Consider the following 22,831-nt stretch of genomic DNA (forward strand, 5'->3'; position numbering starts at 1 on the left):
CGCGGTGAGCTTCTACCGTGCTGATCCGTGAGTGTTCTGCGAACCCTTCCCGTCCGGGACGTGCTGGACCGCACCGAGCGCAGCGGTCTGGCCCGGCGGCTGTCCGGTGTCGACCTCGTCGGTTTCGGCATCGGCATCATCATCGGGACCGGCGTGTTCACGCTGGCGGGCGTGGAGGCCAAGGACCACGCCGGCCCCGCGGTGGTGCTGGCGTTCCTCATCGGCGGGGTCGTCGCCTCGCTGGCCGCGCTCTGCTACGCCGAGCTGGCCTCGGCGGTGCCGACCGCGGGCAGCGCCTACACCTACGGGTACGCGACGCTCGGTGAGATCTTCGCCTGGATCATCGGCTGGGACCTGCTGCTGGAGTTCGCGCTCGGCGCGGCCGTGGTGTCCCGCAGCTGGTCCGGCTACGTCGCCAGCCTGCTCGGCCTGCCACCGGAGTGGTTCGGCGAGGAGGCGACGGTCAACGTCGGCGCCATCCTCATCATCGGCGTGCTCACCGTCGTGGCCGTGCTGGGCATCCGCGAGGCGTCCTGGCTCACCAACGCGCTGGTCGTGGTCAAGGTCGCGGTGTGCGTGCTGGTGATCATCGCCGGGCTGTTCTTCTTCACCGGCGCGCACCTCACGCCGTTCGTGCCGCCCGCGCAGCCCGCCGCGCAGGACGCGACCGTGCTGGAGCAGCCGCTGGTGTCCGCGGCGCTGGGCATGGAGCAGTCGATGTACGGGTTCGGCGGGGTGCTCACCGCCGCCGCGATCGTCTTCTTCGCCTACACGGGTTTCGAGGCGCTGGCCAACCTCGGTGAGGAGACCAAGCGGCCCAAGCGCGACCTGCCGGTGGGGCTGCTGGGCAGCCTCGTCGTGTGCACGGTGCTGTACGTGCTGGTGGCGCTGGTGCTCAGCGCGATGGTGGACTACCGGCAGATCGACGAGGCCGCGCCGCTGGCCGCCGCGTTCCACTCGGTCGGGGCGCACTGGGTGGCCGCGCTCATCGCGCTCGGCGCCGTCACCGGGCTGACCTCGGTGATGATGGTCGAGCTGGTGACCATCGGGCGGATCGGGTTCGCGATGAGCCGGGACGGGCTGCTGCCGCCGAAGCTCTCCCAGGTGCACCCGAAGTGGGGGACCCCGCACCGGGTGACGATCGGCGGTGCGGTGCTGGTGATGCTGCTCGGCGGGTTCGTCCCGATCGCGGAGCTCGCCGACATGGTGAGCATCGGCGCGCTGTCCGGCTTCGTCATCGTGGCCATCGCCATCCCGGTGCTGCGCCGCCGGGAACCGGACCTGCCGCGGCCGTTCCGGATGCCCTGGTCCCCGGTGCTGCCGGTGCTGACCGCCGTCGCCTGCCTGTACCTGATGTCGAACCTGAGCGTGCTGACCTGGCTGCGGTTCGCCGTGTGGCTGGTACTGGGCCTGGCGATCTACCTGCTCTACGGCTACCGCAAGTCCCGGCTGGCCACCGGCGCACCGGTGGTCAGCGACGGCGAGTCACGATGAGCTGCTCGGCCACGCCCAGCAGCAGTGCCAGCGTCACGAACCCGACGGCGACGAGCAGTCCGGTGGAGATCGCCGCGTCGTAGCCGCCGGTGGCGATCGCGCCGAAGAACAGCCCGGACGCGGTCGCGGTGCCGATGGCGGTGCCCAGCCGCTGCCCCGTCTGCTGCACGCCCGCGGCGGTCCCGCCGCGGGCGGCGTCCACCTTGGACAGCGTGACGGTTTGGTTCGGCGAGATGACCAGGCCGCTGCCGATCCCGGCCAGCAGCAGCGGCGCCGCCACCACCAGGCCCGCGGCCTGCCCCGGTCCGGTCGACAGCAGCAGGTCCGTCACCACTAGGCCCGCCAGCGCCCCCACCAGTCCCAGCACCACCAGCGACCGGCCGAACCGGTTCACCAGCCGCCCGCTCAGCGCCGAGGAACCGGCCGAGCCGATCGCGAACGGCGTCATCGCCAAGCCAGCCTGCAGCGGCGAATACCCCAGGCCCCGCTGGAAGTACAGCGCCAGCACGAAGAAGATGCTGGTGAACCCGGCGAAGTACAGCATCCCCAGCGCGGTGCCGAAGCTGTAGCTGCGGATGCGGAACAAGCCCAGGTCCACCAGCGGTTCCCGGCCGCGGTCGCGGTAGTAGCGCTCCCACAGCACGAACAGCACCAGCAGCACCGGCGCCGCGCCCAGCAGGTACCACGGCGAGCCGGACCCGCTCTCCCGCTGGATGAGCGGCAGCAGCACGGTCAGCAATGCCCCGGCCAGCAGCAGCACCCCGACCAGGTCGAGGCTGCGCGGCCCCTCCTTCACCTCGTCCTTCGGCAGCACCTTCGCTGCGAACGCCAGCGCGAACAGCCCGATCGGCACGTTCACGAAGAACACCCAGCGCCAGCCCTGCTCGCTGCCGGCGAACTCGATGATGAGCCCGCCCAGCAGCGGCCCGATCGCGGTGGACACGCCGATGACCGCACCGAACATGCCGAAGGCCTTCGCCCGTTCGGGTCCTTGGAACAGCTGCTGGATCAGGCCCAGCACCTGCGGGTTGAGCATGCCGCCCGCGACGCCCTGCACCAGTCGCGAGATCACCAGCCAGGTCGCCCCGGGCGCGAATCCGGCCGCCGCGCTGGCCGCGGTGAACAGCAGCAGCGAGAGCACGAACATCCGGGTGCGCCCGCGGTCGTCGCCGAGCCGCCCGGCCGGCACCAGCACCAGTCCGAAGGTCAGCGCGTAGCCGGAGACCACCCAGCCCAACGCGACCGGCGGGGCGTTCAGCCCCTGCTGCATGGAGGGCAGCGCGACGTTCACGATGCTGACGTCGAGCAGGGTCATGAATCCCGCCAGCAGGCACACCCCCAGGGCCTGCCACCGCTGCGTCGTCGTCGAGGCGGTAGTTGCCGTCATTCCCACATCCTGCCGGTGCGCCGAGGCCCCGTCTCGGCTGAGGGGGGCCGGTCGAGCGCACCGTGAGGTGCTACGGGAGCGCGCCCGGTCACCGTCCGGAGCCGCCGCGCACGTCGTTCGAGGGTTTCCGCTCCGCTGGTAGCGTCCTGCACGCGCAGCCGCGCCGACTCCGCCGCCGACGACCGCACGAGACGATGACCTCCGAACCGAGCGAGCACGCCGGACCCGCCGCCTTGCGCGCCAGGGTCCGCGAGGTGGTGGCCGCCCATCCCGGCAGCCACCGGGAGTTCGCCGACCGGATCGGGCTGGACGCCAGCAAGCTGTCCAAATCGCTCAGCGGGGTCCGCCGCTTCACGCCGGTCGAACTCACCCGCATCGCCGAACTCGGCCAGGTGACGGTGAACTGGCTGATCAACGGGCAGGACGACGCCGAGACGGTGGCGGCGGCGCCGCGGCGAGCGGCACGACCGCCGGAGCGCACCGGGGGCGACCGCTACCAGCAGATCCTCGACGCGGCCTGGGAACTCATCGCCGAGCGCGGGTACCACTCGGTGCGGGTCGCCGACATCGCCGAGGTGTGCGGCGTGAGCGCGGCCGCGATCCACTACCACTTCCCCGGCCGCGACGACCTGCTGACGGAGGCGTTGCGGCACTCGGTGCGCCAGGCCTTCGACCGGCAGGTCGCCGAACTGCACAGCATCGACGACGCGCACCGCAGGCTGCTGCGCCTGGTGGAGCTGCAGCTGCCCGGTTCCCCGGAGCTGCGCCGCGAGTGGTCCATCTGGCTGCAGGTGTGGAACGAGAGCGCGCTGCGACCCGAGCTGCGCGGGCTGCACGGCGACTCGTACACCCGTTGGCACGACACGATCGCGCGAACCATCCGGCAGGGCCAGCGGCAAGGCGTGTTCACCGATGGTGACGCCGAGGAACTCGCGGTGCGGTTGACCGCCCTGATCGACGGACTCGGCATCGGGGTGCTCACCGGCCGCCCGGAGCGCTCGGTCCCCCGGATGCGGCGGGTGCTGCACGACTTCATCAGGCGCGACATCGTCGGCGAGCGCGCCCCGGACCCCGTTCCCCGGCCTCCTGCCGATCACGGTTGGTGAGCTCCCCTCGCCCGTCCGGGTCGCTCGATCGCCGGTTGAACCTCCTGGTCCGGCTCGGTAGTTTCCGAGATCACTCGCCACGGAGGTGATCAGGTGCCGGAGGACGACGAGATCCTGGTCGAGCACCGGGAGGCGGTGCTGCTGCTGACCTTCAACCGGCCGGACCGGCTCAACGCCTGGACGCCGAGCATGCGGCGGCGCTACTTCGACCTGCTGGAGGCGGCCGACGCCGACCCGTCCGTGCGCGCCGTGGTGGTCACCGGCGCCGGGCGCGGGTTCTGCGCCGGGACGGACCTGTCCGCGCTGGACTCGGACCCCGAGCCGGACACCGACGAGCGGGCGATCTCGCTGTCGATCCGGATCCGCAAACCCATCATCGCCGCGATCAACGGCCCGGTCGCCGGGATCGGCCTGGTCGCGGCGCTGTTCGCGGACGTGCGCTTCGCGGCCGAGGACGCCAAGTTCACCACCGCGTTCAGCAGGCGCGGCCTGGTCGCCGAGCACGGCATCTCCTGGCTGCTGCCGAAGCTGGTGGGCGCGGGAGCGGCGCTGGACCTGATGCTCTCCGCCCGCACCCTGCCGGGCACCGAGGCGCACCGGATGGGGCTGGTGGACCGGGTGCTGCCCGCCGCGGAGGTGCTGGCGGCGGCGCTGGAGTACGCGCACGTGCTGGCCACCGAATGCTCACCCGCGTCGCTGGCCGACATCAAGGAGCAGATCTACTCCGGTCTGGACAGCGGATTGGAGACGGCCCGGGCCGACGCGAACAACCGCATGGTCACGGCCTTCGGCAGGCCCGACCTGCGCGAAGGGGTGCGCAGCTTCCACGAGCGGCGCCGCCCGGACTTCCCGCCGCTCGGGGGCTGAACGCGGCCGCAGCCGATACGGTGGCGTCGAGGAGCCCGATCCGCGGAAGGAGCGCCGTGAACTCCGAGACTCCGGAAGCCGACGCAGCCGACCAGAACCGCCCCGTCGAGGACACCGCGGCCGACGATCGCACCGACTCCGCCGAATCGTCGGCGGAGGCCGATCCGGCCGATCTCGCCGAGCAGCAACTGGTGGTCCCCGATGACGAGGACTACGAACGGGACTGACCCGATCCGCGGTGCGCCGCGCGCCGATCACGGTGAATGCCGGATTCGGGGCGCGGCGCTCCTCTAGCCGCACCCGATAGCGAGGTCAAGTTCTTCTCGGAAATTTCCCAGAACTTGCCGCCCGCAATTCTCGCACCCGGGAACTTAACGACGATCACCTGAACCGGCCGTAACGAGCGACCCCACCCTTTCCACCCGGACGGCCGAGCGAAACAACTCGCCATTTCCAGTGCGAACTCGCCGCCGGACTCAACCCGGCCACAGGCCGAACATCGTCGCGAATCCCTCGCGCCAACTCGGCCATCCCGGACGCCAGCCCAGCGTCTCGCGGAGCCGGAAATTCGTCGCCCCCCGCTGCTCGGTCAGCCGGTGCACCGTCAACCAATCCAGCTGCGCCCTGGCCTGGTCCAACGTCAGCGACAACGGCGCCGGACCACCGATCATCCGCGCATAGGCCGGTAACCACTCGGCGTATTCCGCCGGCTCGTTGTCCACCACGTTGAAGGTGCCGGTCTCCCCCGCCTCCAGCACCTCGACGACCGCGCTCGCCGCGTCCTCCACGTGCGTGAACGAGGTCAGCCCCACCCCGTCCAGCACCAGCGGCAGCGCGCTGCCTCGGACCTGCTCGTGCACCAGGCCGCCCGGCGCGTACCAGGTGTCCGGCCCGTACAGCGAGCCGTAGCGCAGCACCACGCCCTCCAGGTCGGTGCGCTCCACGACCGCGCGCTCCATGTCGGCGATCGCGCGCACCACCTCGCCCCAGCGGCCCGGGGCGTCGATCCACAGCGGCGACTCCTCGTCCAGCACGTCGTGGCCGTTCGGGCAGTAGGCGGCGACCATGCTCTGCGCCACCACCCGGCGCACCCCGGCATCAGCGGCCGCCTCCACCAGGTTTCCGGTGCCCTGCTCCCACAGCCGCGAGGTGCGGGCCAGCGCGTCGTCGAAGTCCGGTCCGCGGAACCCGGACACCTGCGCCACCACCACGTCCGGCTCGGCGCGCCGCACCACCTGGCGCAGCCGCGGCAGGTCCAGCACGTCGCCCACCACGACCTCGTCCGCGCCGGTCACGCCCTGCGCGCGACCGGCGGTGCGCAGCAGCGCCGTGACGTGGTGGCCGCGTTCCCGCAGCCGTGGCAGCAGGGTCGTTCCGACCACGCCGGTGGCGCCGGCGACGAACACACGAAGGGACACCCGGGACCTCGCAAAGATCGACTTCAGCGGGGTGGGCAGCCTACCGCGCGGCGACCGGCGCCCACGACGAACATGCGAGAGGCCCACGCCTGGCAGGCGTGGGCCTCTCGGTGTCGGCTCGACTCAGGAAGCGAGGCCGCGGATCTGCGAAGCTTGCGGACCCTTCGGGCCCTGGGCGATCTCGAACTCCACGCGCTGGTTCTCGTCCAACGTGCGGAAACCGGAGGCGTCAATCGCACTGTAGTGGGCGAACACATCGGATCCACCCCCGTCGGGAGTGATGAAGCCGAAGCCCTTTTCAGCGTTGAACCACTTAACGGTACCGGTAGCCATTCTCTTTACTCCTACTTCAGATGGCCAGGGCCGACACTGCGTCAACCCCAAGTCGCCGAGATGATCACCCGGGCCGAACGGCCTCCGGCACAACAAAGTGCCCACGCCACACTTGTTTCGCAGGCACTTTTAAGTACTTCTGGGAACCAAAACTGCAACCGCGGTCAACGCTAGCACCCCGAACGCGGGTTGTCACACACTTGTCACCCGAAGTCGTGGCGACCGAAGTCGGGTGTAACGCCGATCCGCATTCCGGCGATTTCCCTGAAATGGACGTGCGCGCCACCCCGGAGCCGGGATGGCGCGCACGTTCCAGTCGGATGCGGTGAGCCTACGGAATGCTGACCAGCAGCCTCCCCTCGGCCTCCGCCACCTTGTTCTGCTCGGTCTGCCAGTCCGCGAGCCGCAGCGCGGCCGTGCGCGGCGTGGTGCCGTCCGCATCCCAGGCCGCCAGCAGCGGCGGGATCTTCGCCAGCATCTCCTCCCGGAGCACGCTGAACGACAGCACCGGGTCAGCGTCCACCCGGCCGAGCAGCAACCACCACGCCCAGGCGACCGCACCGGAGTTCGCCACGAAGTCCGGGATCACCGGCACTCCCCGGTCCGCGAGCAGCTCCTCCGCCTCGGGGGTGATCGGCGTGTTCGCCGCCTCGATGATCACCTTGGCGTTGACCTGCGCCACCCGCTCCGGGGTGATCGCGTAGGACACCGCGGCCGGGATCAGCACGTCCACGTCGATCGAGAGCACCGCGTCCCGCGGCAGCCGCTGCACGTCCGCGGGCACCTGGTCCCGGTCGATCTCGCCGAACCGGTCCCTGGCCTCCAGCAGCGCCGGCACGTCGAGCCCGTCCGGGTGGTACAGCGAACCGGCGGCGTCGGCCACCGCGACCACCTTCAGCCCGGCCTCGTGCAGGTACCAGGCGGCGCCGCCGCCCATGGTGCCCACGCCCTGCACCGCGACGGTGGTGCTCGAGTGGCCCCAGCCGCGGGCGTGCACCACGCCGAGGCAGCACTGCGCCACGCCGTAGCCGCCGACCACGTCGCCGAGCAGCAGCCCGCCCGGGACCGGCGCGTTCAGCCCGGCCCGCACCCGGCGCAGCGTGTGCTCCACGTCGGGCGCCCGGCGGATCGCCGCGTGGTAGGACTGCTGCAGCCCGGCCTCGGAGAAGACGTCGTCGATCAGGTGCTGCGGCACGCCCAGGTCTTCGGCGGTCACCCAGTGCGCGTCGATCCACGGGCGCATGGCCTCGACGAAGCGGCGCAGCACGCCGTGCGCCTCCGGGTCCTTGGGGTCGCAGTCGATGCCGCCCTTGGCGCCACCGACCGGCAGGTCGAACACGGCGGTCTTGCGGGCCATTCCCCGCGCGAGGTCCTCCACTTCCGACATCGTGCATCCGGCGCGCATCCGGGTTCCGCCGGTCGCCAGGCCTGACACCAGGCTGTGCACGACGAGGTACCCATGCTTTCCCGTCACCGGATCTGTCCAGGTCACCCTCATCAGCGGGTCGCAGTCGACGAGTGCCACCGGCCGAACCTCCTCCCAAGTGCAGTGCATGGCATGGGCGCATCGGTCGGCGCCCACCAGAGTTACCTACAGAAGGGGCGTGTTCCGGGCGAGGAGGTTCGAGCACCGCTCAGGGACTGGTCCCGCGGGGCCCGGCTCGGCCGGCCGCACGCGCTGCGCGTCGTGACCACCGCCTTCAGGCGGTGATCAGCCTCAATGTCGCAGCCAGAGCGATGAAGAAGACAGCCAGCGGAGGGGACGGGGAAGGCCGTACTCGTTGGCCCGCATGGTCACCTCCACGTCTCGCTGGCGATGGATCGAAGCTAAACCCGCGCTGGATTTATTGTCAACAATCGTCGTATCCGACATTCGCGCCGTCATCCGGAGTTCACGGCGAAACCTGCGCGTGATCCGCCGACAAGCCGCTGACCAGCGTAATCGTAGATCGCCTCGAAGGGGTCGGCTGGCGGCCGACACTCACTCGTCCGGGGTCTTAAGCTCTGGGCGCGGCAGTTGTCCACCGCGTCGGGGCGCGACTTCGCGCGGGTGAACGCAGGGCGTCGGGCGAGCACGAGTTCGGGGAATCGGCTCCGCCGCTCGCGCACGGACTGGGAGGATGCAGGCATGACCCAACCGGGACTCCCCGAGCAGGGGCCCCACCGGCCGGATCCGCAGGATCCACCGGGTGCGCTGGACCAGACGGCGCAGCAGAACCTCATCCAGGAGGTGGGCCGGGCGCTGCTGCGCTCCATGCCCCCCGCGTGGCGCGAGGTCACCGTCGAGTACCGCGCGGTGGGCGGCCACGCCGAGCTCGCCGCGCAGCTGCTGGCCCCCAACGGCACCCCGATCCCGCTCGCGGTCCCGAACGAGGTCGCGGAGCTGTTCGCCCGGCTCCGCCACGGGATGCACGAACCGGACCGCGGGACGTGGATCAGCGCGTTGTACCGCCTGCAGCGGCCCAGCAGCTACAGCGTGGACTTCAACGGCGACCACGAGCCGACCTGGACCCGCACCCCGCGGCCCGAGGAGTTCGCCGCGGAACTGCGCACCTACCCGCGCGCGGGCGCGAACGTCCCCGGCTGGCTCGCCGCCGGCGCGGGAATGCCGGACGCGACCGGCAGCGCCACCCGCGCGCCCGCGCTGCGCACCGCGGAGGTCTTCGACTCGGTCGACGAGCACGGGCACCCGCAGGTGGACCGGCCCGGCATCGACGACGCGGAGCTGCGCGGGATCGTCGACTACCTCGACCGGGCACCGGTGGTGCTCGCCGCGCGCAGCTACGACACCGACCAGCTGGACCCCGCCGCTCCGGCCGACGTGCCGCTGACCTTCCACACCGACGGGCGGTGGATCTGGCCGGGTGCGGTCGGCTACTACCTGCGCAAGCACGGGGTGCCGCCGGACGCGGCGCTGGTCGCGCACATCCGCGGCGCAGGCTTCCGGGTGCCCGAGGTGGACGAGCAGGCCAGGGAGCTCGCGGTCTCGGTGATCACCGGCGAGGGGCAGCGCTGACGGGCGCCGACCTGGCGTTCGTGGACGGCCCGGTCGTCACCTCGGACGCCACCGGTTCGCGCACCGACGCGCTCGCCGTGCGGGCGGGCCGCGTCGTCGCGCTGGGCGAGCGGGCGGTGCGGCCGCTGATCACCCGGCGCACCGAGGTGGTGCGGCTGTCCGGACGGTTGCTGCTGCCGGGTTTCCAGGACGCCCACGCGCACCCGGTGTTCGGCGGCCTGCGACGGCTGCGCTGCGACCTCTCCGAAGCGGCCACGGCCGCCGACTGCCTGCGGCTGGTCGCCGCGCACGGCGGTGCGGGCTGGGTGCTCGGTGGCGGGTGGGACTCACCGCTGTTCCCCGGTGGCGCGCCGACCGCCGCCGAGCTGGACCGGGTGACCGGGGATCGGCCCGCATACCTGATCAACCGCGACCTGCACAGCGCCTGGGCGAACACCGCCGCGCTGCGGCTCGCCGGGGTGCGCGCGGACACCCCCGACCCGTCGGACGGCCGGATCGAACGGAACCGGCACGGCGAGCCCACCGGGACGCTGCACGAGGGCGCCGCCGACCTGGTCGCCCGCGCGCTGCCCGAACCCGATCCGGCCGAGTACCGCGCGGCGCTGCTGGAGGAGCAGCGGGTGCTGCACGCGCACGGCGTCACCGGCTGGCAGGACGCGATCGTCGGCGCCTACCTGGGGCACGCGGACATCGCCGAGACCTACCAGGAGATCGACCGGTCGGGACTGCTGCGCGCCCGCGTGCAGGGCGCGCTGTGGTGGGACCGCCGCCGCGGGACCGAGCAGATCCCCGAACTCGTCGAGCGGCGGGAGCGGGCCCGCGGCGAGCGGTTCCGGGCCGAGCACGTGAAGGTGATGCTGGACGGGGTGTGCGAAACCCGCACCGCGGCCATGGAAACGCCCTACCTCGGCGAAGGCGGCAGCGGACTGGCCCACGTCCCCGAACCCGAGCTGCGGGAGGTCGTCGCCCGGCTCGCCGCCGCGGACTTCCCGGTGCACTTCCACGCCGTCGGCGACCGGGCGGTGCGCGCCGCGCTGGACGCCGTCGCCGGGGCGCCCGGATCGGGGCTGCGCCACCAGATCGCGCACGTGCAGGTGGTGCGGTCGCGCGACCTGCCGCGGTTCCGGGAGCTCGGTGTGACCGCCAACGTCCAGCCCGCGTGGGCGATCGCCGACGCGGCGATGACCGAGCTGACCATCCCCCGCCTGGGCGCCGAGCGCGCCGCGCGGCAGTACCCGTTCCGGTCGCTGCACGAGGCGGGCGCCCCGCTCGCAGCGGGCAGCGACTGGCCGGTCTCCGACCCCGACCCGCTGGGCGCGGTGCACGCCGCGGTGAACCGCCGGGAACCGGACGGCGCGGAGCCGTTCCTCCCGGAGCAGGCGCTGGAGCTCGCCACCGCGCTGACCGCGCACACCGCGGGCGCGGCGCGCGCGAACGGCTTCGCCGCCGAGACCGGGTCGCTGGAACCGGGCAAGGCGGCCGACCTCGTGGTGCTCGACCGCGACCTGTTCTCCCTGCCAACGCAGGAGATCGGCCGCGCCCGGGTGGAGCTGACCTTCGCGGACGGAGCACCGGTCCACGACCGCTGACCGTCCACTGCGGACTTCAGCCCAGCGCGCGGAACACCCGGAGACCGAGCTCGGCGATGCGGTCGCAGGCGAGGCGGTGCGCGGCCCGCTCGTCGGCGAGCTCGTCCACCAGCACCGCCACCACCGCGCGCGGCCGGTGGTCGCCGATCAGCGCCACGTCGTGCCGGGCGTGCGCGATCTCCCCGGTCTTGTTCCAGCAGCGCGCGCCCTCCGGCAGCAGCGCGGGCAGGCGGTCGCGGACCTGCTGCCGGGACAGCACGCGCAGGGCGTGCTCGGTGAGCTCCGGCGGCAGCGCGCGGCCGGTGGCCAACCGGTCCAGGATGCGCGCCTGGTCGTGGGCGCTGGTCGCGTTCCGCCCGGGGGCGTGCACGTCCATCAGCCGCCGTTCGACCCTGGTGGACGTGCAGCCCAGCTCGGCGGCGCAGCGGGCGATCGCCGGGAAGCCCACGGCATCGATCACCGCGTTGGTCGCGGCGTTGTCGCTGATCACGATCATCAGCGCGATCAGGTCGCGGAGCGCGAGCCGGTCCACTCCGGACAGTTCGCGGAGCACGCCGGAACCTCCCGCTCGTTCCACGGGAATCGGCACTGATTCGTCCAGAGTGGATCGTCCAATGTGGACTTGCTGCAACGCGCTGATCATGACCAGCACCTTGATGGTGCTCGCCGGGTGCACCTCGCGGTCGGCGCCGCTGAGCACCGGCACCCGCTCGCGCAGGTCCCACGCGGCGAACCCGAGGCGGCCCGGGAAGTCCCGACTCGCCGCGGCCAGCGAGTGCTCCAACCGCCGTGCGAACCCCATCCGCGCCCCCTAGAGCGTGCCGATCACGGCGTGCGCGGCGGCGGCGTCCTGCACCCCCACGCCCACGCTGTTGTAGAACACCAGGTCCGCCGTCTCGGCCCGGCCCGGAACGCGCCCGGTGAGCACCTCGCCGAGCGAGCGCAGCCGTTCCCGGTCCAGGTCGCCGTCGCGCAGCGCGCGCACGATCGGCCCGGCGTGGCCTGCGGCGGTGTCCACGTCGTCGACGACGACCGCGCCCGCGCGCCGCACGAGTTCCGCGTCGACCTCGTGGCGGTGCGGTTCGAAGGATCCCACCGACACCACCGTGGCGCCGGGCTCCAGCAGGTCGGTGGCCACGACCGGCTCGGTGCTCAGCGTGCAGGTGGCGATGATCGAGGCGCCGCGCACGGCCTGCTCCGCGGTGTCCGCCGGCCGCACGTCGAGCCCGAGTTCGGCGGCGAGCTCGGCGGCGAGCGCCTCCCGCCGCGGCCGGTTCCGGCCGTGCACGCGGACGGTGCGCAGCTCCCGGACGCGGGCGATGGCGCGCACGTGCGCGCGGGCCTGCACGCCGGAGCCGAGCACCGCGAGGTCGGCGGCCGACGCGGGGGCGAGGGCGTCGACGGCGACCGCGCTGCCCGCCGCGGTGCGCAGCTCGGTGAGCGCGGTGCCCGCCATGACCGCGCGGGGTGCGCCGGTGCGGGCGTCGAGGACGAGCAGGGTTCCGGAGATCACCGGCAGGCCCAGCTCGGCGTTGCCCGGGTGCACCGAGACGAGCTTGGCCACCGCGCCGTGCTCGGGCGAGACGGTGCCCAGGTAGCTCAGCGCGGTGCCGGTGCCGCTGGGCACCGACACCTTCGGGGCGAGCCGGGCGCGGCCGTCGGCGAGCGCCTCGAACGCGGTCCGCTGCGAGCGGATCGCGGTGTCGAGGTCCAGGGCCGCGGTCACGTCCGCGTCGGTCCACATCAGGTCGGTCATCGTTCCTCCGGTGCGCTTCTCCCCCTGCAACCTGGCACACCGCGCGGTGGCGACCGGAACGGGGTTCGGGTGCGGGGTCCGCGGGCCCCGACCTGGCGCAGGGCACGTCCGGTGGTCGTGCGCGGCGATCTTGCTGAGCATCAGCATCGCTGTTGCTCAGTTCGCCAGGAAATCACTCTTCTGATGCTCGATGTTCGAACGCTTGCGCGGTTACCGTGAGTTCCACGCCCGGTCGCGCACCGCAGCCGGCAGTCCGGCCGCCCCGGCGGCTCCCCCGCTCCGCCCGTTCCCGACGACCACCGTTCTCGGCGACCACCGGTTCCGACGAGCCCAGGCCCTGACCAGCACAGGTCTTAACCAGCACAACTCCTGACCAGCACAGGTCTTAACTGGCACAGCTCCTGACCAGCACAGGTCCTGACGACCCGAGTCCCGACGAAACCGAGTCCTGCTGAACCCGAGTTCTGCTGAACGCAGGTTTCGCCGGTCCGAGCCCGGTGCCGACCAGCACCGGCCCGCGGTCCCGACGGCACGAGCGCGAGCACGCACACCCGCAAGTACGCACGAGGAACCGCAAGCACGCACGAGGAAGAGGTGGACCACGGTGTCGACGACGGTGAGTTCGGTGATCGGAGCAGGCGCGCACGAGGCGGCGGCCGGGTCCGGCGAATACCTCTCCCGCAACCCCGCACGGCTGGACGACGTGGTGGCGCGCGTCGAACTCGGCGGAGCGGACGCCCTGCACGCCGCAGCGAAGGAAGCCCGCACCGCGCAGCGCGAGTGGGCGCAGGTGCCCGCCCCGGTGCGCGGCCGGGTGATCGCCGAGCTGGGCAGGCTGGTCGAGGCCAACAAGGAATCGCTGGCCCGCCTGGTCACCAGGGAGATCGGCAAGCCCTACGCCGAAGCGCTCGGCGAGGTCCAGGAGATCGTCGACACCTGCGACTTCTTCCTCGGCGAGGGCCGCAGGCTCTACGGGCAGACGGTGCCATCGGAGATGCCGGACAAGCAGCTGTTCACCTTCCGGGTCCCGGTGGGCGTGGCCGCGGTGATCACCGCGGGCAACTTCCCGGTGGCGGTGCCGTCCTGGTACCTGGTGCCCGCCCTGCTCTGCGGCAACGCGGTGGTGTGGAAACCGGCGGAGTACGCGGCCGCGGCCGCCCGCGCCGTCGCCGAGATGGCCTGGCGGGCCGGTGTGCCGCGCGGGGTGCTGAACCTGGTCTACGCCGACGGCGAGGCCACCTACGCGGGGCTGGAGTCCGCGCTGCGCGACGGGCTCGTCGACAAGGTGGGCTTCACCGGCTCCAGCGCGGTGGGCTCCCGCGTCGGCGAGCTGTGCGGCCGGTACACCCAGAGCCCATGCCTGGAGCTCGGCGGGAAGAACCCGATGGTGGTGGCCGCGGACGCGGACCTCGACCTCGCCGTGGAGGGCGCGCTGTTCTCCGGCTGGGGGACGGCGGGGCAGCGCTGCACCTCGCTGGGCAACCTGATCGTGCACCGGGACGTGCACGACGAGTTCGTCAGCAGACTCGACCGGGCGCTGCGCGACGCGGTGATCGGCGACCCGGCGCAGGAGGTGCTCTACGGGCCACTGCTCGACCAGAAGTTCGCCGACGGCTTCGAGGCCGTGCTGGACACCATCGCGGACCACCACCGGGTGCTGGGTTCCGAGTTCATCGGGCGGATCCGCGCCGACGCGCCGCGCGCGGGATTCCTCGGCGACCCGGAAGCCGGGCTGTTCTACCACCCGGTGCTGCTGGACGGCCTGCGTCCCGAAGACCACGCGTTCGCCCAGGAGACCTTCGGGCCGATCGTCGGCGTCAGCACCTTCGACAGCCTGGACGAGGCGATCGAGCTCGGCGACGCGCCCGGCTACGGGCTCTCCGCGGCCGTCTACACCACCGATCCGGCCACCGCCTTCCGGTTCCGGCAGGGCACCCGGGCGGGCATGGTCAGCGTGAACAACTCGACCTCCGGCGCCGAGGCGCACCTGCCGTTCGGCGGGAACGGCCGGTCCGGGAACGGCAGCAGGCAGTCCGGCATCTGGGTGCTCGACCAGTTCACCCGGTGGCAGTCGTTGAACTGGGACTTCTCCGGCAAGCTGCAGAAGGCCCAGATGGACGTGGCCACCGTCGAGCCGGACCGCGGCTACCGGTTGCCGCCCGAGCTGGGCGGCACCGAGTGACCCCGCCGGGCCGGGCCGAGGTCGTCGTGATCGGTGGCGGGGCGATGGGCACCTCCATCGCCTTCCACCTCGCCGAAGCGGGCGCGGACGTGCTCCTGCTGGAACGCGGCGAACTCGGCTCCGGCAGCACCGGCAAGGCGGCGGGCGGGGTGCGGGCGCAGTTCTCCGACCCGGTGAACATCGAGCTCGGCGCGCGCAGCCTGCGCGCCTTCGCACGCTTCGCCGAACGCCCCGGCGGCAACATCGACCTGCGCAGGCACGGGTACCTGTTCCTGCTCTCCGATCCGGCGGACGTGGCCGCGTTCGAGGAGTCCGTGCGGCTGCAGAACGAGTGCGGCGTCCCCAGCCGGATGCTCACCGCTCGGGAGGCGGGCGAGCTCTCCCCACCGGTGTCCGTCGACGGGATCCTCGCCGGCGCCTTCTCCCCCACCGACGGGCACTGCACCCCGGACGGCGTGGTGCAGGGCTACGCCGCCGGGGCGCGTCGCTGCGGCGCCACCGTCCTGCGGCACTGCGCGGTGACCGGCATCGAGGTTACCGGCGGCGCGGTCACCGGGGTGCGCACCGCGGCGGGTCCGGTCGCCACCTCCGCGGTGGTGTGCGCGGCCGGTGCCTGGTCGGCCGCGGTCGGGGCGATGGCGGGCGTGGAGGTCCCGGTCCGGCCGCTGCGGCGGCAGATCCTGGTCACCGAACCCGCGCCCGGATTGCCGGACCGCCTGCCGTTCACCATCGACTTCGGCACCGGCTTCTACTTCCACGAGGAAGGCCCGGGCCTGCTGATGGGCATGCCGGACCCGGTGGACAGCGCCGAGCCGCACCTCGACGACGGCTGGCTCGAACTGCTCGCCGACACGGTGGCGCGGCGGGCTCCGGCGCTGGCCTCGCTGGGGGCGGCGCACCGCTGGGCCGGGCTCTACGAGCTCAGTCCCGACCACAACGCGCTGATCGGCTCGTCCGCCGAGGTGCGCGGATTCAGCTACGCGACCGGGTTCTCCGGACATGGGTTCCTGCAGAGCCCGGCCGTCGGCGAGGTGGTCCGCGACCTGGTGCTGGACCGGCCACCACCGGTCGACGTCAGCGGGCTCGGCCTGGACCGCTTCGCCCGCGACGAGCACCGCCCGGAACGCAACCTCGTCTGAGCCGGTCTGGTTCCCGCTCCGCGTTCCCGCCTTCACCCCGCCAGCGGTGCCGCCGCTGCGGTTCCGCCACCGATCCCCTCGCGCGACGAGGAACGACATCCCGCTGGAGGCAGCCGTGAACGATCCGTTGCAGTCGATCGACGAATGGGGACCGGAGAAGATCGTCTGCGTCTCCGACTCCCGCACCGGGATGCGCGGGGTGCTCGTGGTGGACAACACCGCCCGCGGCACCGGGAAGGGCGGCATCCGGATGAGCCCCGCCGTGACGGTCACCGAGATCGCGCGGCTCGCCAGGGTGATGACGTGGAAGTGGGCCGCGGCCGACCTGTTCCACGGCGGCGCGAAGGCCGGCATCGTGGCGGACCCGTCCGGGCCGGACAAGGAACGCGTGGTGCGCGCGTTCGCCCGCAAGCTCGCCGACCAGATCCCCGCCAGCTACGTGGCAGGCCTGGACATGGGCATGACCGAGCGGGACGCCGCGATCATCCAGGACGAGCTCGGCGACCGCGGTGCCGCCGTCGGGGTGCCCGAGGTGCTGGGCGGGGTGCCCTACGACGAGCTCGGCGTCACCGGGCACGGCGTCGTCGCGGCCCTCGACGCGGCGCTCGCGCTGCGCGGACAGCCGCTCGCCGGGGCGCGGGTGGCGATCCAGGGCTTCGGCGCGGTCGGCGCCGCCGCGGCCCGCCGGTTGCACGAACTCGGCGCGCAGGTGGTCGCGCTGTCCACGGTGGACGGCGGGGTGCACGACCCGGACGGGCTGGACGTGCCGTGGTGGCTGGCGCGGCGCGCCGAGCAGGGCGATAGGTGCGTGCTCGACGCCCCCGCGGTCAAGCGGCTGGACCGCGGCGCCGAGCTGCTCGTCGACTGCGACGTCCTGGTGCCCGCCGCCGGGCAGGACGTGCTCGGCGAGGGCCTCGCCGCCGAGGTCCGCGCCGGGCTCGTGGTCGAGGGCGCCAACCTGCCGACCACGCCCGGCGGCCGCGCGGTGCTGGCGGAGCGCGGGATCACCGTGGTGCCCGACTTCATCGCCAACGCCGGGGGCGCCATCGCCGCCGGGTTCGCGATGGACGCGCGCCGCTCCGCGTTCCGGCCCGCCGCGGACCGGATCCTCGACGAGGTCGCCGAACGCTGCCGGAACAACGCCGCGCTCGTGCTGCGCTCCGCCCAGGACCGCGGCGTCGATCCGCGCACCGCCGCGCTCGACCTCGCCCAGGACCGGGTGCGGGCGGCGATGGAGCTGCGCGGGCGGTCCGCGCGGGTCGAGCCGGAACCGATCGGGGCGGGTGGCTGATCGCGGTGCTCAACCCGATCCACCTGCGAACCCTGCAGGAATGCGTGCGCACCGGCTCCTTCGCGGAGGCGGGCCGAGTGCTGGGCTACACCGCTTCGGCGGTGTCCCAGCAGATGGCGCTGCTGGAACGCGCCGTCGGGGCACCGCTGTTCGAGCGCTCGGCGCGCAGCGCCCGCTGCACCGCACTCGCCGTCCGGCTCACCGAACGCAGCCGGGACGCGCTGGGGGCGCTCGAATCCCTCGAACGCGAGGTGCGGGCGATGGTCAGCGGCGAGGAGGGCAGCCTGCGGCTCGCCGGGTTCGCCACCGCCAACGCCCGCATCCTGCCGGGCGTGCTGGCGTCGGTGCTCGAACGGCGCCCGCACGCGGAACTGCAGCTCGACGAGGGCGAGCCGGACGAGGTGGTGGACAGCGTCCTCGACGGCGTCCTCGACGCCGCGGTGGTGTTCGAGTACGACCTGGACCCGCGCCAGTGGCCGCCGGAACTGCGGGTGGACGAGGTGGTGGCCGAGCCGATGCGGCTGGTGCTGCCCGCCGGGCACCGGCTGACGGCCGCGGCGGAGATTCCGCTGCACGAACTGGCGGACGAACCGTGGATCTGCACCCGCCGGGACACCTCGGGGGCCCGTTCCCTGGTGCGGCTGGCGGCCGCCAGCGGGTTCGTCCCGCGGATCACGTTCCGCAGCAACGACTACTCGGTGATCCGGGACCTGGTGGCCCGCGGCATGGGCGTGGCGATGTTGCCCGGCCTCGCGCTCGGTGCGGCCTCGGTGCGCATCACCCGCATCGCCGGACGGCAGCCGCAGCGGCGGGTGCGGGTGCTGTACCGCAAGGAGAACACCAACCCGCTGCTGCCGATCGCGCTGGACTGCCTGCACCGGGCAGGCGCGGAGCTCACCGAGCGCTGGGCGGGCGAAGGCGCATTCCCCGTGTGGCCCGAAGGCGCGGAACCCGGGCTGGAACCCGGCGTCCCGCCGGACGGGCCGGTCGACCTGCGGTGGCACGGCACCGAACCGGTGGCGGGCACCGATGCCGGGCCCGTGGTCGGTGCGAGCGCGGAACGGAGTGATCATGAACCCCGACGGTGAACCGGTCGAGCAGATCGACGAGGACTTCCGCACCGCGGTCGCGGCACTCCCGCCGGGCGGCCCGTCCTCCCCCGGTGCGGGACCGGCGTCGGACGCCGCGTTGCTGGACCTGTTCGACGCGCAGGCGGGCAGCAGGCACCTGGACTTCGCCGCACGCTCGCTGGGGCGCCGCAAGCTCGGCTTCTACAGCATCGGTTCCAGCGGGCACGAATCGAACGCCGCGGTCGCGGCGGCGCTGCGCCCGACCGATCCGGCGCTGCTGCACTACCGGTCCGGGGCGTTCTACCTGCGCCGCGCCGCGCAGGTGCCGGGGCACGACGCGCTGCGGGACGTGCTGCTCGGCGTCGTCGCCTCCGCGGAGGAACCGATCTCGGCGGGCAGGCACAAGGTGTTCGGGCACGGCGAACTGGGGATCGTCCCGCAGACCTCGACGATCGCCTCGCACCTGCCGCGGGCCACCGGGCTGGCGTTCGCACTGGGCCGCGCCGAGCGGCTCGGGGTGGGTTCCGAGTGGCCGGCGGACTCGGTGGTGGTGAGCAGCTTCGGCGACGCCTCCGCGAACCACTCCACCGCGCTCGGCGCGATCAACGCCGCCGCGCACACCGCGCACCAGGGCCTGCCGGTGCCGCTGCTGCTGGTGTGCGAGGACAACGGGCTCGGCATCAGCGTGCGCACCCCACCGGACTGGATCACTTCGGCACGACACCCTGCGTTGCGCTACTCCACTTCGGACGGGGCCGATCCGGTGCGCTGCCTGGAGATCGCGGCCGAGCTCGCGGACTGGGTGCGGGTGCACCGGCGTCCCGCGCTGCTGCACCTGCGCACCGTCCGGCTGATGGGGCACGCCGGTTCCGACGTCGAATCGGGCTACCGCACCAGATCCGAGATCCTCGCCGACCACGCGCGGGATCCGCTGCTGGCCACCGCCGTCGCGTTGGTGCGCCGCGGCGTCCTCTCCCCCGACGCGGTGCTCGGGCGCTACGAAGCCGTGCGCACCGAGGTCGCCCGCACCACCGAACAGGTGCTGTCCCGGCCGAAGCTCGCCGACCGGGCCGAGGTGATGGCCGCGATCGCCCCGGCGCACCCGGCCGCGGTGCGGGACCGGGCGACCCGTGCCGAGCCGGGGCGCGCGGCGCACTTCGGCACCACGCCACCGGAATCGGAAGGGCCGCTCACCCTCGCCGAGTCGATCAACCGCGGGCTGGCGGACGCGCTGGCCGGCGACCCCGGGGTGCTGGTGTTCGGCGAGGACGTCGGGGCCAAGGGCGGGGTGTACGGCGTGACGCGGGGGCTGCGCCGCGCCTTCGGCGGGCTGCGCGTGTTCGACACCCTGCTCGACGAGCAGAGCATCCTCGGCACGGCGCTCGGCAGCGGGCTGGCGGGGATGCTGCCGATCCCGGAGATCCAGTACCTCGCCTACCTGCACAACGCGGCGGACCAGCTGCGGGGTGAGGCGGCGACGCTGGGGTTCTTCTCCGACGGCAGGTTCCGCAACCCGATGGTGGTGCGCATCGCGGGCTACGGCTACCAGAAGGGGTTCGGCGGCCACTTCCACAACGACAACTCGGTGGCGGCGCTGCGCGACATCCCCGGTCTGGTGGTGGCCTCCCCGTCCCGGCCGGAGGACGCCGCGGCGATGCTGCGCACCTGCGTGGCGGCGGCCCGCGAGGACGGACGGGTGTGCGCGTTCCTCGAACCGATCGCGCTCTACCACGAGCGCGACCTGCACGAGCCCGGCGACGACGGCTGGCGCGCGCGCTATCCATCGCCGACCGAGGAGCACGTGCCGATCGGCCGGGCCCGCACGCACGGCGACGGCGGGGAACTGACCCTGGTGACCTTCGGGAACGGGCTGCCCCGGTGCTTGCGGGTGGCGCGGCGGCTGCGACGCGAGGGTGCCGGTGTGCGGGTGCTGGACCTGCGCTGGCTGAGCCCGCTGCCGGCCGCGGACATGCTCGCCGCCGCCCGGGCGACCGGGCGGGTGCTGGTGGTGGACGAGACCCGGCGCAGCGGAGGCGTCTCCGAACCGGTGGTGACCGCGCTCGTCGACGGCGGTTTCACCGGCCCGATCGCCCGGGTGACCAGTGCGGACAGCTTCATCCCGCTCGGCGCCGCCGCGGGGCACGTGCTGCTGGACGAGCGGACCGTGGAGGACGCCGCCCGCGATCTGCTCCGGAAGCGGCCGAGATGATCATCCGCGCCCGCACCGGCAGAAGACCCGCGCTACGGCAGAAGATGAGCGCGGTCCGACCGAGTGCCCGAGGCCGGACCTCGCCCACAGCACGGCCACTGTCCCGACGAGCACGACCACAACCCGCGCGCACCGCCGAGCTCCGAACCCGCGCAGCGTTCTCGTCCGATTCAGGTCAGCGGCGAAGCCGCTGAACAACGACCCGGCACGCAACCTGCGCTGCCGCGGGTTCTCAGCGGAACTCTCGCAAGGACACTGCTGTGTGGCGGAGTCACCCGGTGAGAACGATCCCGCAGCGGGGGAACCGCTGAGGTTCCGACACCCGCCCCCGCTCGGAGCGAACGAGCGGCTCAATCCGTGCCGAAGACCTTGCCCGGGTTGAAGATCCCCGCCGGGTCGAGGCCGTTCTTCACCGCGTGGTGCATGCCGACGACGGTGGGCCCGAGCTCGTCGTGCAAGCCCGCCCGCTTGAGCAGCCCGATGCCGTGCTCGCCGCTGACCGTGCCGCCGAGGGCGATGGCGTCGGCGACGATGTCGTCGAACGCGCGCTGCGCCCGAGCCCGCGCCGCATCGTCCCCGGCCGGGGTGATGATCAGCGGATGCAGGTTGCCGTCCCCGGCGTGCGCGATGTTCGCGATGAGCGTGTCGTGCCGCTGCGCGGCCGCCTCGACCTTCGCCAGCATGTCCGGCACCAGGGCGCGCGGCACGCACACGTCTTCGGTGAGCAGCGGGCCGAGCCGTTCCAGCGCCGGGTAGGCCAGCCTGCGCGCGGCGAACAGGGCGTCGGCCTCGTGCTGGTCGGTGGAGGCGGCGCTGAAGGTGGCTCCGCCCTTCTCGAAGCATTCGACGAGCGCGGCGACCTCCTGCTCACCAGCTTCACCGGGGGTGTCGGAACGGCCGAGCAGCAGCACTTCGGCTTCGTCGCTGAGCCCCATGTTCTTCCACTGGTCCACGGCGCGCAGGCAGTGCCGGTCGAGCAGCTCCAGCGCGGACGGCACCACCCCGGAGGCGGCGACGGCGGCCACGGCCTCTCCGGCGGCGACGAGCGAGTCGAAGTAGCCGACGACGGTGCGTTCCGGGGCGCGCACCCCGGGCAGCAGCTTCACGGTGATCTCGGTGATGATGCCGAGGGTGCCTTCGGAGCCGACGAACAGCCCGCACAGGTCGTAGCCGGTGACGCCCTTCGCGGTGCGCCGCCCGAGCCGCACGACCTCGCCGCTGCCGACGACGGCTTCGAGGCCGAGCACGTAGTCCCGGGTGACGCCGTACTTCACGCAGCACACGCCACCGGCGTTGGTGGCGACGTTGCCGCCGATGGTCGACCAGGGCGAGCTGGCCGGGTCCGGCGGGTACCAGGCACCGTGCTCGCGGCAGGCGGCCCGGAAGTCGTCGTTGACGACGCCGGGCTGGGTGACGGCGAGCTGTTCCCGCGGGTTGATCTCGAGGATCCGGTTCATCCGCTCGAAGGAGATCAGCACGCAGCCGTCGAGGGCGTTCGCACCGCCGGAGAGGCCGGTGCCCGCGCCGCGCGGCACCACGGGGACGCCGAGTTCGTGGCAGACCTGCACGACGGCGACGACGTCGTCGGTGCTCTCCGGCCGCACGACGGCGGCGGGGGTGCCGTGCGGGGCCCACTCGGCCTCGTCGTGGGCGTAGCGGCCGACGGAGTCCGGGTCGGTCACCAACCGCTGTTCCGGTACCCGTGCCCGCAGCGCCGCGAGCGTGCTCTCCGTGTCCATCACGCCTCCGTTCTCACCTGACTTCCCCCACGTTAACCCGGTGCAGCGACACCACCCAGCACCGTTCCGGAAAACGCGATCATGGTCTCCCCATGGCCGTCACCTCATCCCGCCGCAGGTGAGCGACTCGCCCGCACGCTCCCCGAGCCGGATCGACCGTCCCTCGAGCCGACCGACGGTTCCTCGCCCCGAGCCCGAGCGATGGTCCCTCGCCCCCCAGCCCGACCGACCGTGC

The 22,831-nt window shown here is 72.9% G+C and carries 18 protein-coding genes; 11 read left to right on the top strand and 7 right to left on the bottom strand.

Going from position 1 to position 22,831, the window contains the following annotated elements; genetic code table 11:
• The first annotated feature begins 27 nt into the window (after positions 1–27).
• The gene (locus AC29IT_RS02615) at positions 28–1,494 is read left to right on the top strand and encodes an amino acid permease (RefSeq protein ID WP_358442592.1); all 1,467 of its coding nucleotides are present in this window, start codon (positions 28–30) and stop codon (positions 1,492–1,494) included.
• Here AC29IT_RS02615 and AC29IT_RS02620 read toward each other — a convergent pair.
• A complete protein-coding gene (locus AC29IT_RS02620; protein ID WP_358442589.1) occupies positions 1,472–2,881 on the bottom strand; it encodes an MFS transporter in 1,410 nt (469 codons plus the stop codon). The genes AC29IT_RS02615 and AC29IT_RS02620 overlap by 23 nt on opposite strands.
• A 194-nt stretch (positions 2,882–3,075) precedes the next feature.
• Here AC29IT_RS02620 and AC29IT_RS02625 point away from each other — a divergent pair, with 194 nt between their 5' ends.
• The 3 genes from AC29IT_RS02625 (at position 3,076) to AC29IT_RS02635 (ending at position 5,081) form a co-directional block, all read left to right on the top strand.
• Positions 3,076–3,987, top strand: coding sequence for a TetR/AcrR family transcriptional regulator (locus AC29IT_RS02625; RefSeq protein ID WP_358442587.1), 912 nt, complete (start codon positions 3,076–3,078; stop codon positions 3,985–3,987).
• A 93-nt stretch (positions 3,988–4,080) separates the two neighbouring features.
• On the top strand, positions 4,081–4,854 hold the full coding sequence (locus AC29IT_RS02630; RefSeq protein ID WP_358442584.1) for an enoyl-CoA hydratase-related protein: 774 nt from the start codon (positions 4,081–4,083) through the stop codon (positions 4,852–4,854).
• Positions 4,855–4,910: 56 nt separating this feature from the next.
• Positions 4,911–5,081: a hypothetical protein gene (locus AC29IT_RS02635; protein ID WP_358442581.1), complete on the top strand. Its 171-nt coding sequence runs from the start codon at positions 4,911–4,913 to the stop codon at positions 5,079–5,081.
• A gap of 249 nt (positions 5,082–5,330) precedes the next feature.
• On the opposite strand, the gene AC29IT_RS02640 is transcribed toward AC29IT_RS02635, so the two are convergent.
• The 3 genes from AC29IT_RS02640 to AC29IT_RS02650 all read right to left on the bottom strand — a co-directional run bounded on the left by AC29IT_RS02640 (position 5,331) and on the right by AC29IT_RS02650 (position 8,160).
• A complete protein-coding gene (locus AC29IT_RS02640; protein WP_358442579.1) occupies positions 5,331–6,272 on the bottom strand; it encodes an NAD-dependent epimerase/dehydratase family protein in 942 nt (313 codons plus the stop codon).
• A gap of 123 nt (positions 6,273–6,395) precedes the next feature.
• Complete coding sequence (locus tag AC29IT_RS02645) at positions 6,396–6,605, bottom strand: cold-shock protein (RefSeq protein WP_358442576.1); 210 nt, start codon at positions 6,603–6,605, stop codon at positions 6,396–6,398.
• 331 nt (positions 6,606–6,936) lie between these two features.
• Positions 6,937–8,160 (bottom strand): glutamate dehydrogenase, encoded by a 1,224-nt coding sequence (locus AC29IT_RS02650; protein WP_358442613.1) that lies wholly within the window; start codon positions 8,158–8,160, stop codon positions 6,937–6,939.
• Between the two features lie 573 nt (positions 8,161–8,733).
• Here AC29IT_RS02650 and AC29IT_RS02655 point away from each other — a divergent pair.
• Positions 8,734–9,621: a hypothetical protein gene (locus tag AC29IT_RS02655; RefSeq protein WP_358442574.1), complete on the top strand. Its 888-nt coding sequence runs from the start codon at positions 8,734–8,736 to the stop codon at positions 9,619–9,621.
• A 20-nt stretch (positions 9,622–9,641) separates the two neighbouring features.
• A complete protein-coding gene (locus AC29IT_RS02660; protein ID WP_488217684.1) occupies positions 9,642–11,210 on the top strand; it encodes an amidohydrolase in 1,569 nt (522 codons plus the stop codon).
• Between the two features lie 16 nt (positions 11,211–11,226).
• Here AC29IT_RS02660 and AC29IT_RS02665 read toward each other — a convergent pair whose 3' ends face one another.
• The gene (locus AC29IT_RS02665) at positions 11,227–12,012 is read right to left on the bottom strand and encodes a serine hydrolase (protein ID WP_488217685.1); all 786 of its coding nucleotides are present in this window, start codon (positions 12,010–12,012) and stop codon (positions 11,227–11,229) included.
• 9 nt (positions 12,013–12,021) lie between these two features.
• Positions 12,022–12,966, bottom strand: a complete 945-nt coding sequence (locus AC29IT_RS02670; protein ID WP_488217686.1) for an ornithine cyclodeaminase family protein — start codon at positions 12,964–12,966, stop codon at positions 12,022–12,024.
• 604 nt (positions 12,967–13,570) lie between these two features.
• Here AC29IT_RS02670 and AC29IT_RS02675 point away from each other — a divergent pair.
• The 5 genes from AC29IT_RS02675 (at position 13,571) to AC29IT_RS02695 (ending at position 20,857) form a co-directional block, all read left to right on the top strand.
• Positions 13,571–15,148: an aldehyde dehydrogenase family protein gene (locus tag AC29IT_RS02675; RefSeq protein WP_358442565.1), complete on the top strand. Its 1,578-nt coding sequence runs from the start codon at positions 13,571–13,573 to the stop codon at positions 15,146–15,148.
• Complete coding sequence (locus AC29IT_RS02680) at positions 15,145–16,287, top strand: NAD(P)/FAD-dependent oxidoreductase (protein WP_358442563.1); 1,143 nt, start codon at positions 15,145–15,147, stop codon at positions 16,285–16,287. Before AC29IT_RS02675 ends, AC29IT_RS02680 begins: the two co-directional genes overlap by 4 nt.
• A 115-nt stretch (positions 16,288–16,402) precedes the next feature.
• Positions 16,403–17,578 (top strand): Glu/Leu/Phe/Val family dehydrogenase, encoded by a 1,176-nt coding sequence (locus AC29IT_RS02685; protein ID WP_358442560.1) that lies wholly within the window; start codon positions 16,403–16,405, stop codon positions 17,576–17,578.
• A gap of 5 nt (positions 17,579–17,583) precedes the next feature.
• On the top strand, positions 17,584–18,666 hold the full coding sequence (locus AC29IT_RS02690; RefSeq protein ID WP_358442557.1) for a LysR family transcriptional regulator: 1,083 nt from the start codon (positions 17,584–17,586) through the stop codon (positions 18,664–18,666).
• Positions 18,650–20,857: a thiamine pyrophosphate-dependent enzyme gene (locus tag AC29IT_RS02695; protein WP_488217687.1), complete on the top strand. Its 2,208-nt coding sequence runs from the start codon at positions 18,650–18,652 to the stop codon at positions 20,855–20,857. The genes AC29IT_RS02690 and AC29IT_RS02695 overlap by 17 nt, the downstream gene beginning before the upstream one ends.
• Positions 20,858–21,207: 350 nt before the next feature.
• Here the strand turns inward: AC29IT_RS02695 and AC29IT_RS02700 are convergent, their stop codons facing one another.
• Entirely contained in the window at positions 21,208–22,596 is a 1,389-nt protein-coding gene (locus AC29IT_RS02700; protein WP_488217688.1) for an FAD-binding oxidoreductase, read from the bottom strand.
• Positions 22,597–22,831: the final 235 nt, after the last annotated feature.

It is taken from the genome of Saccharopolyspora sp. MMCC62 (genome assembly GCF_057736575.1).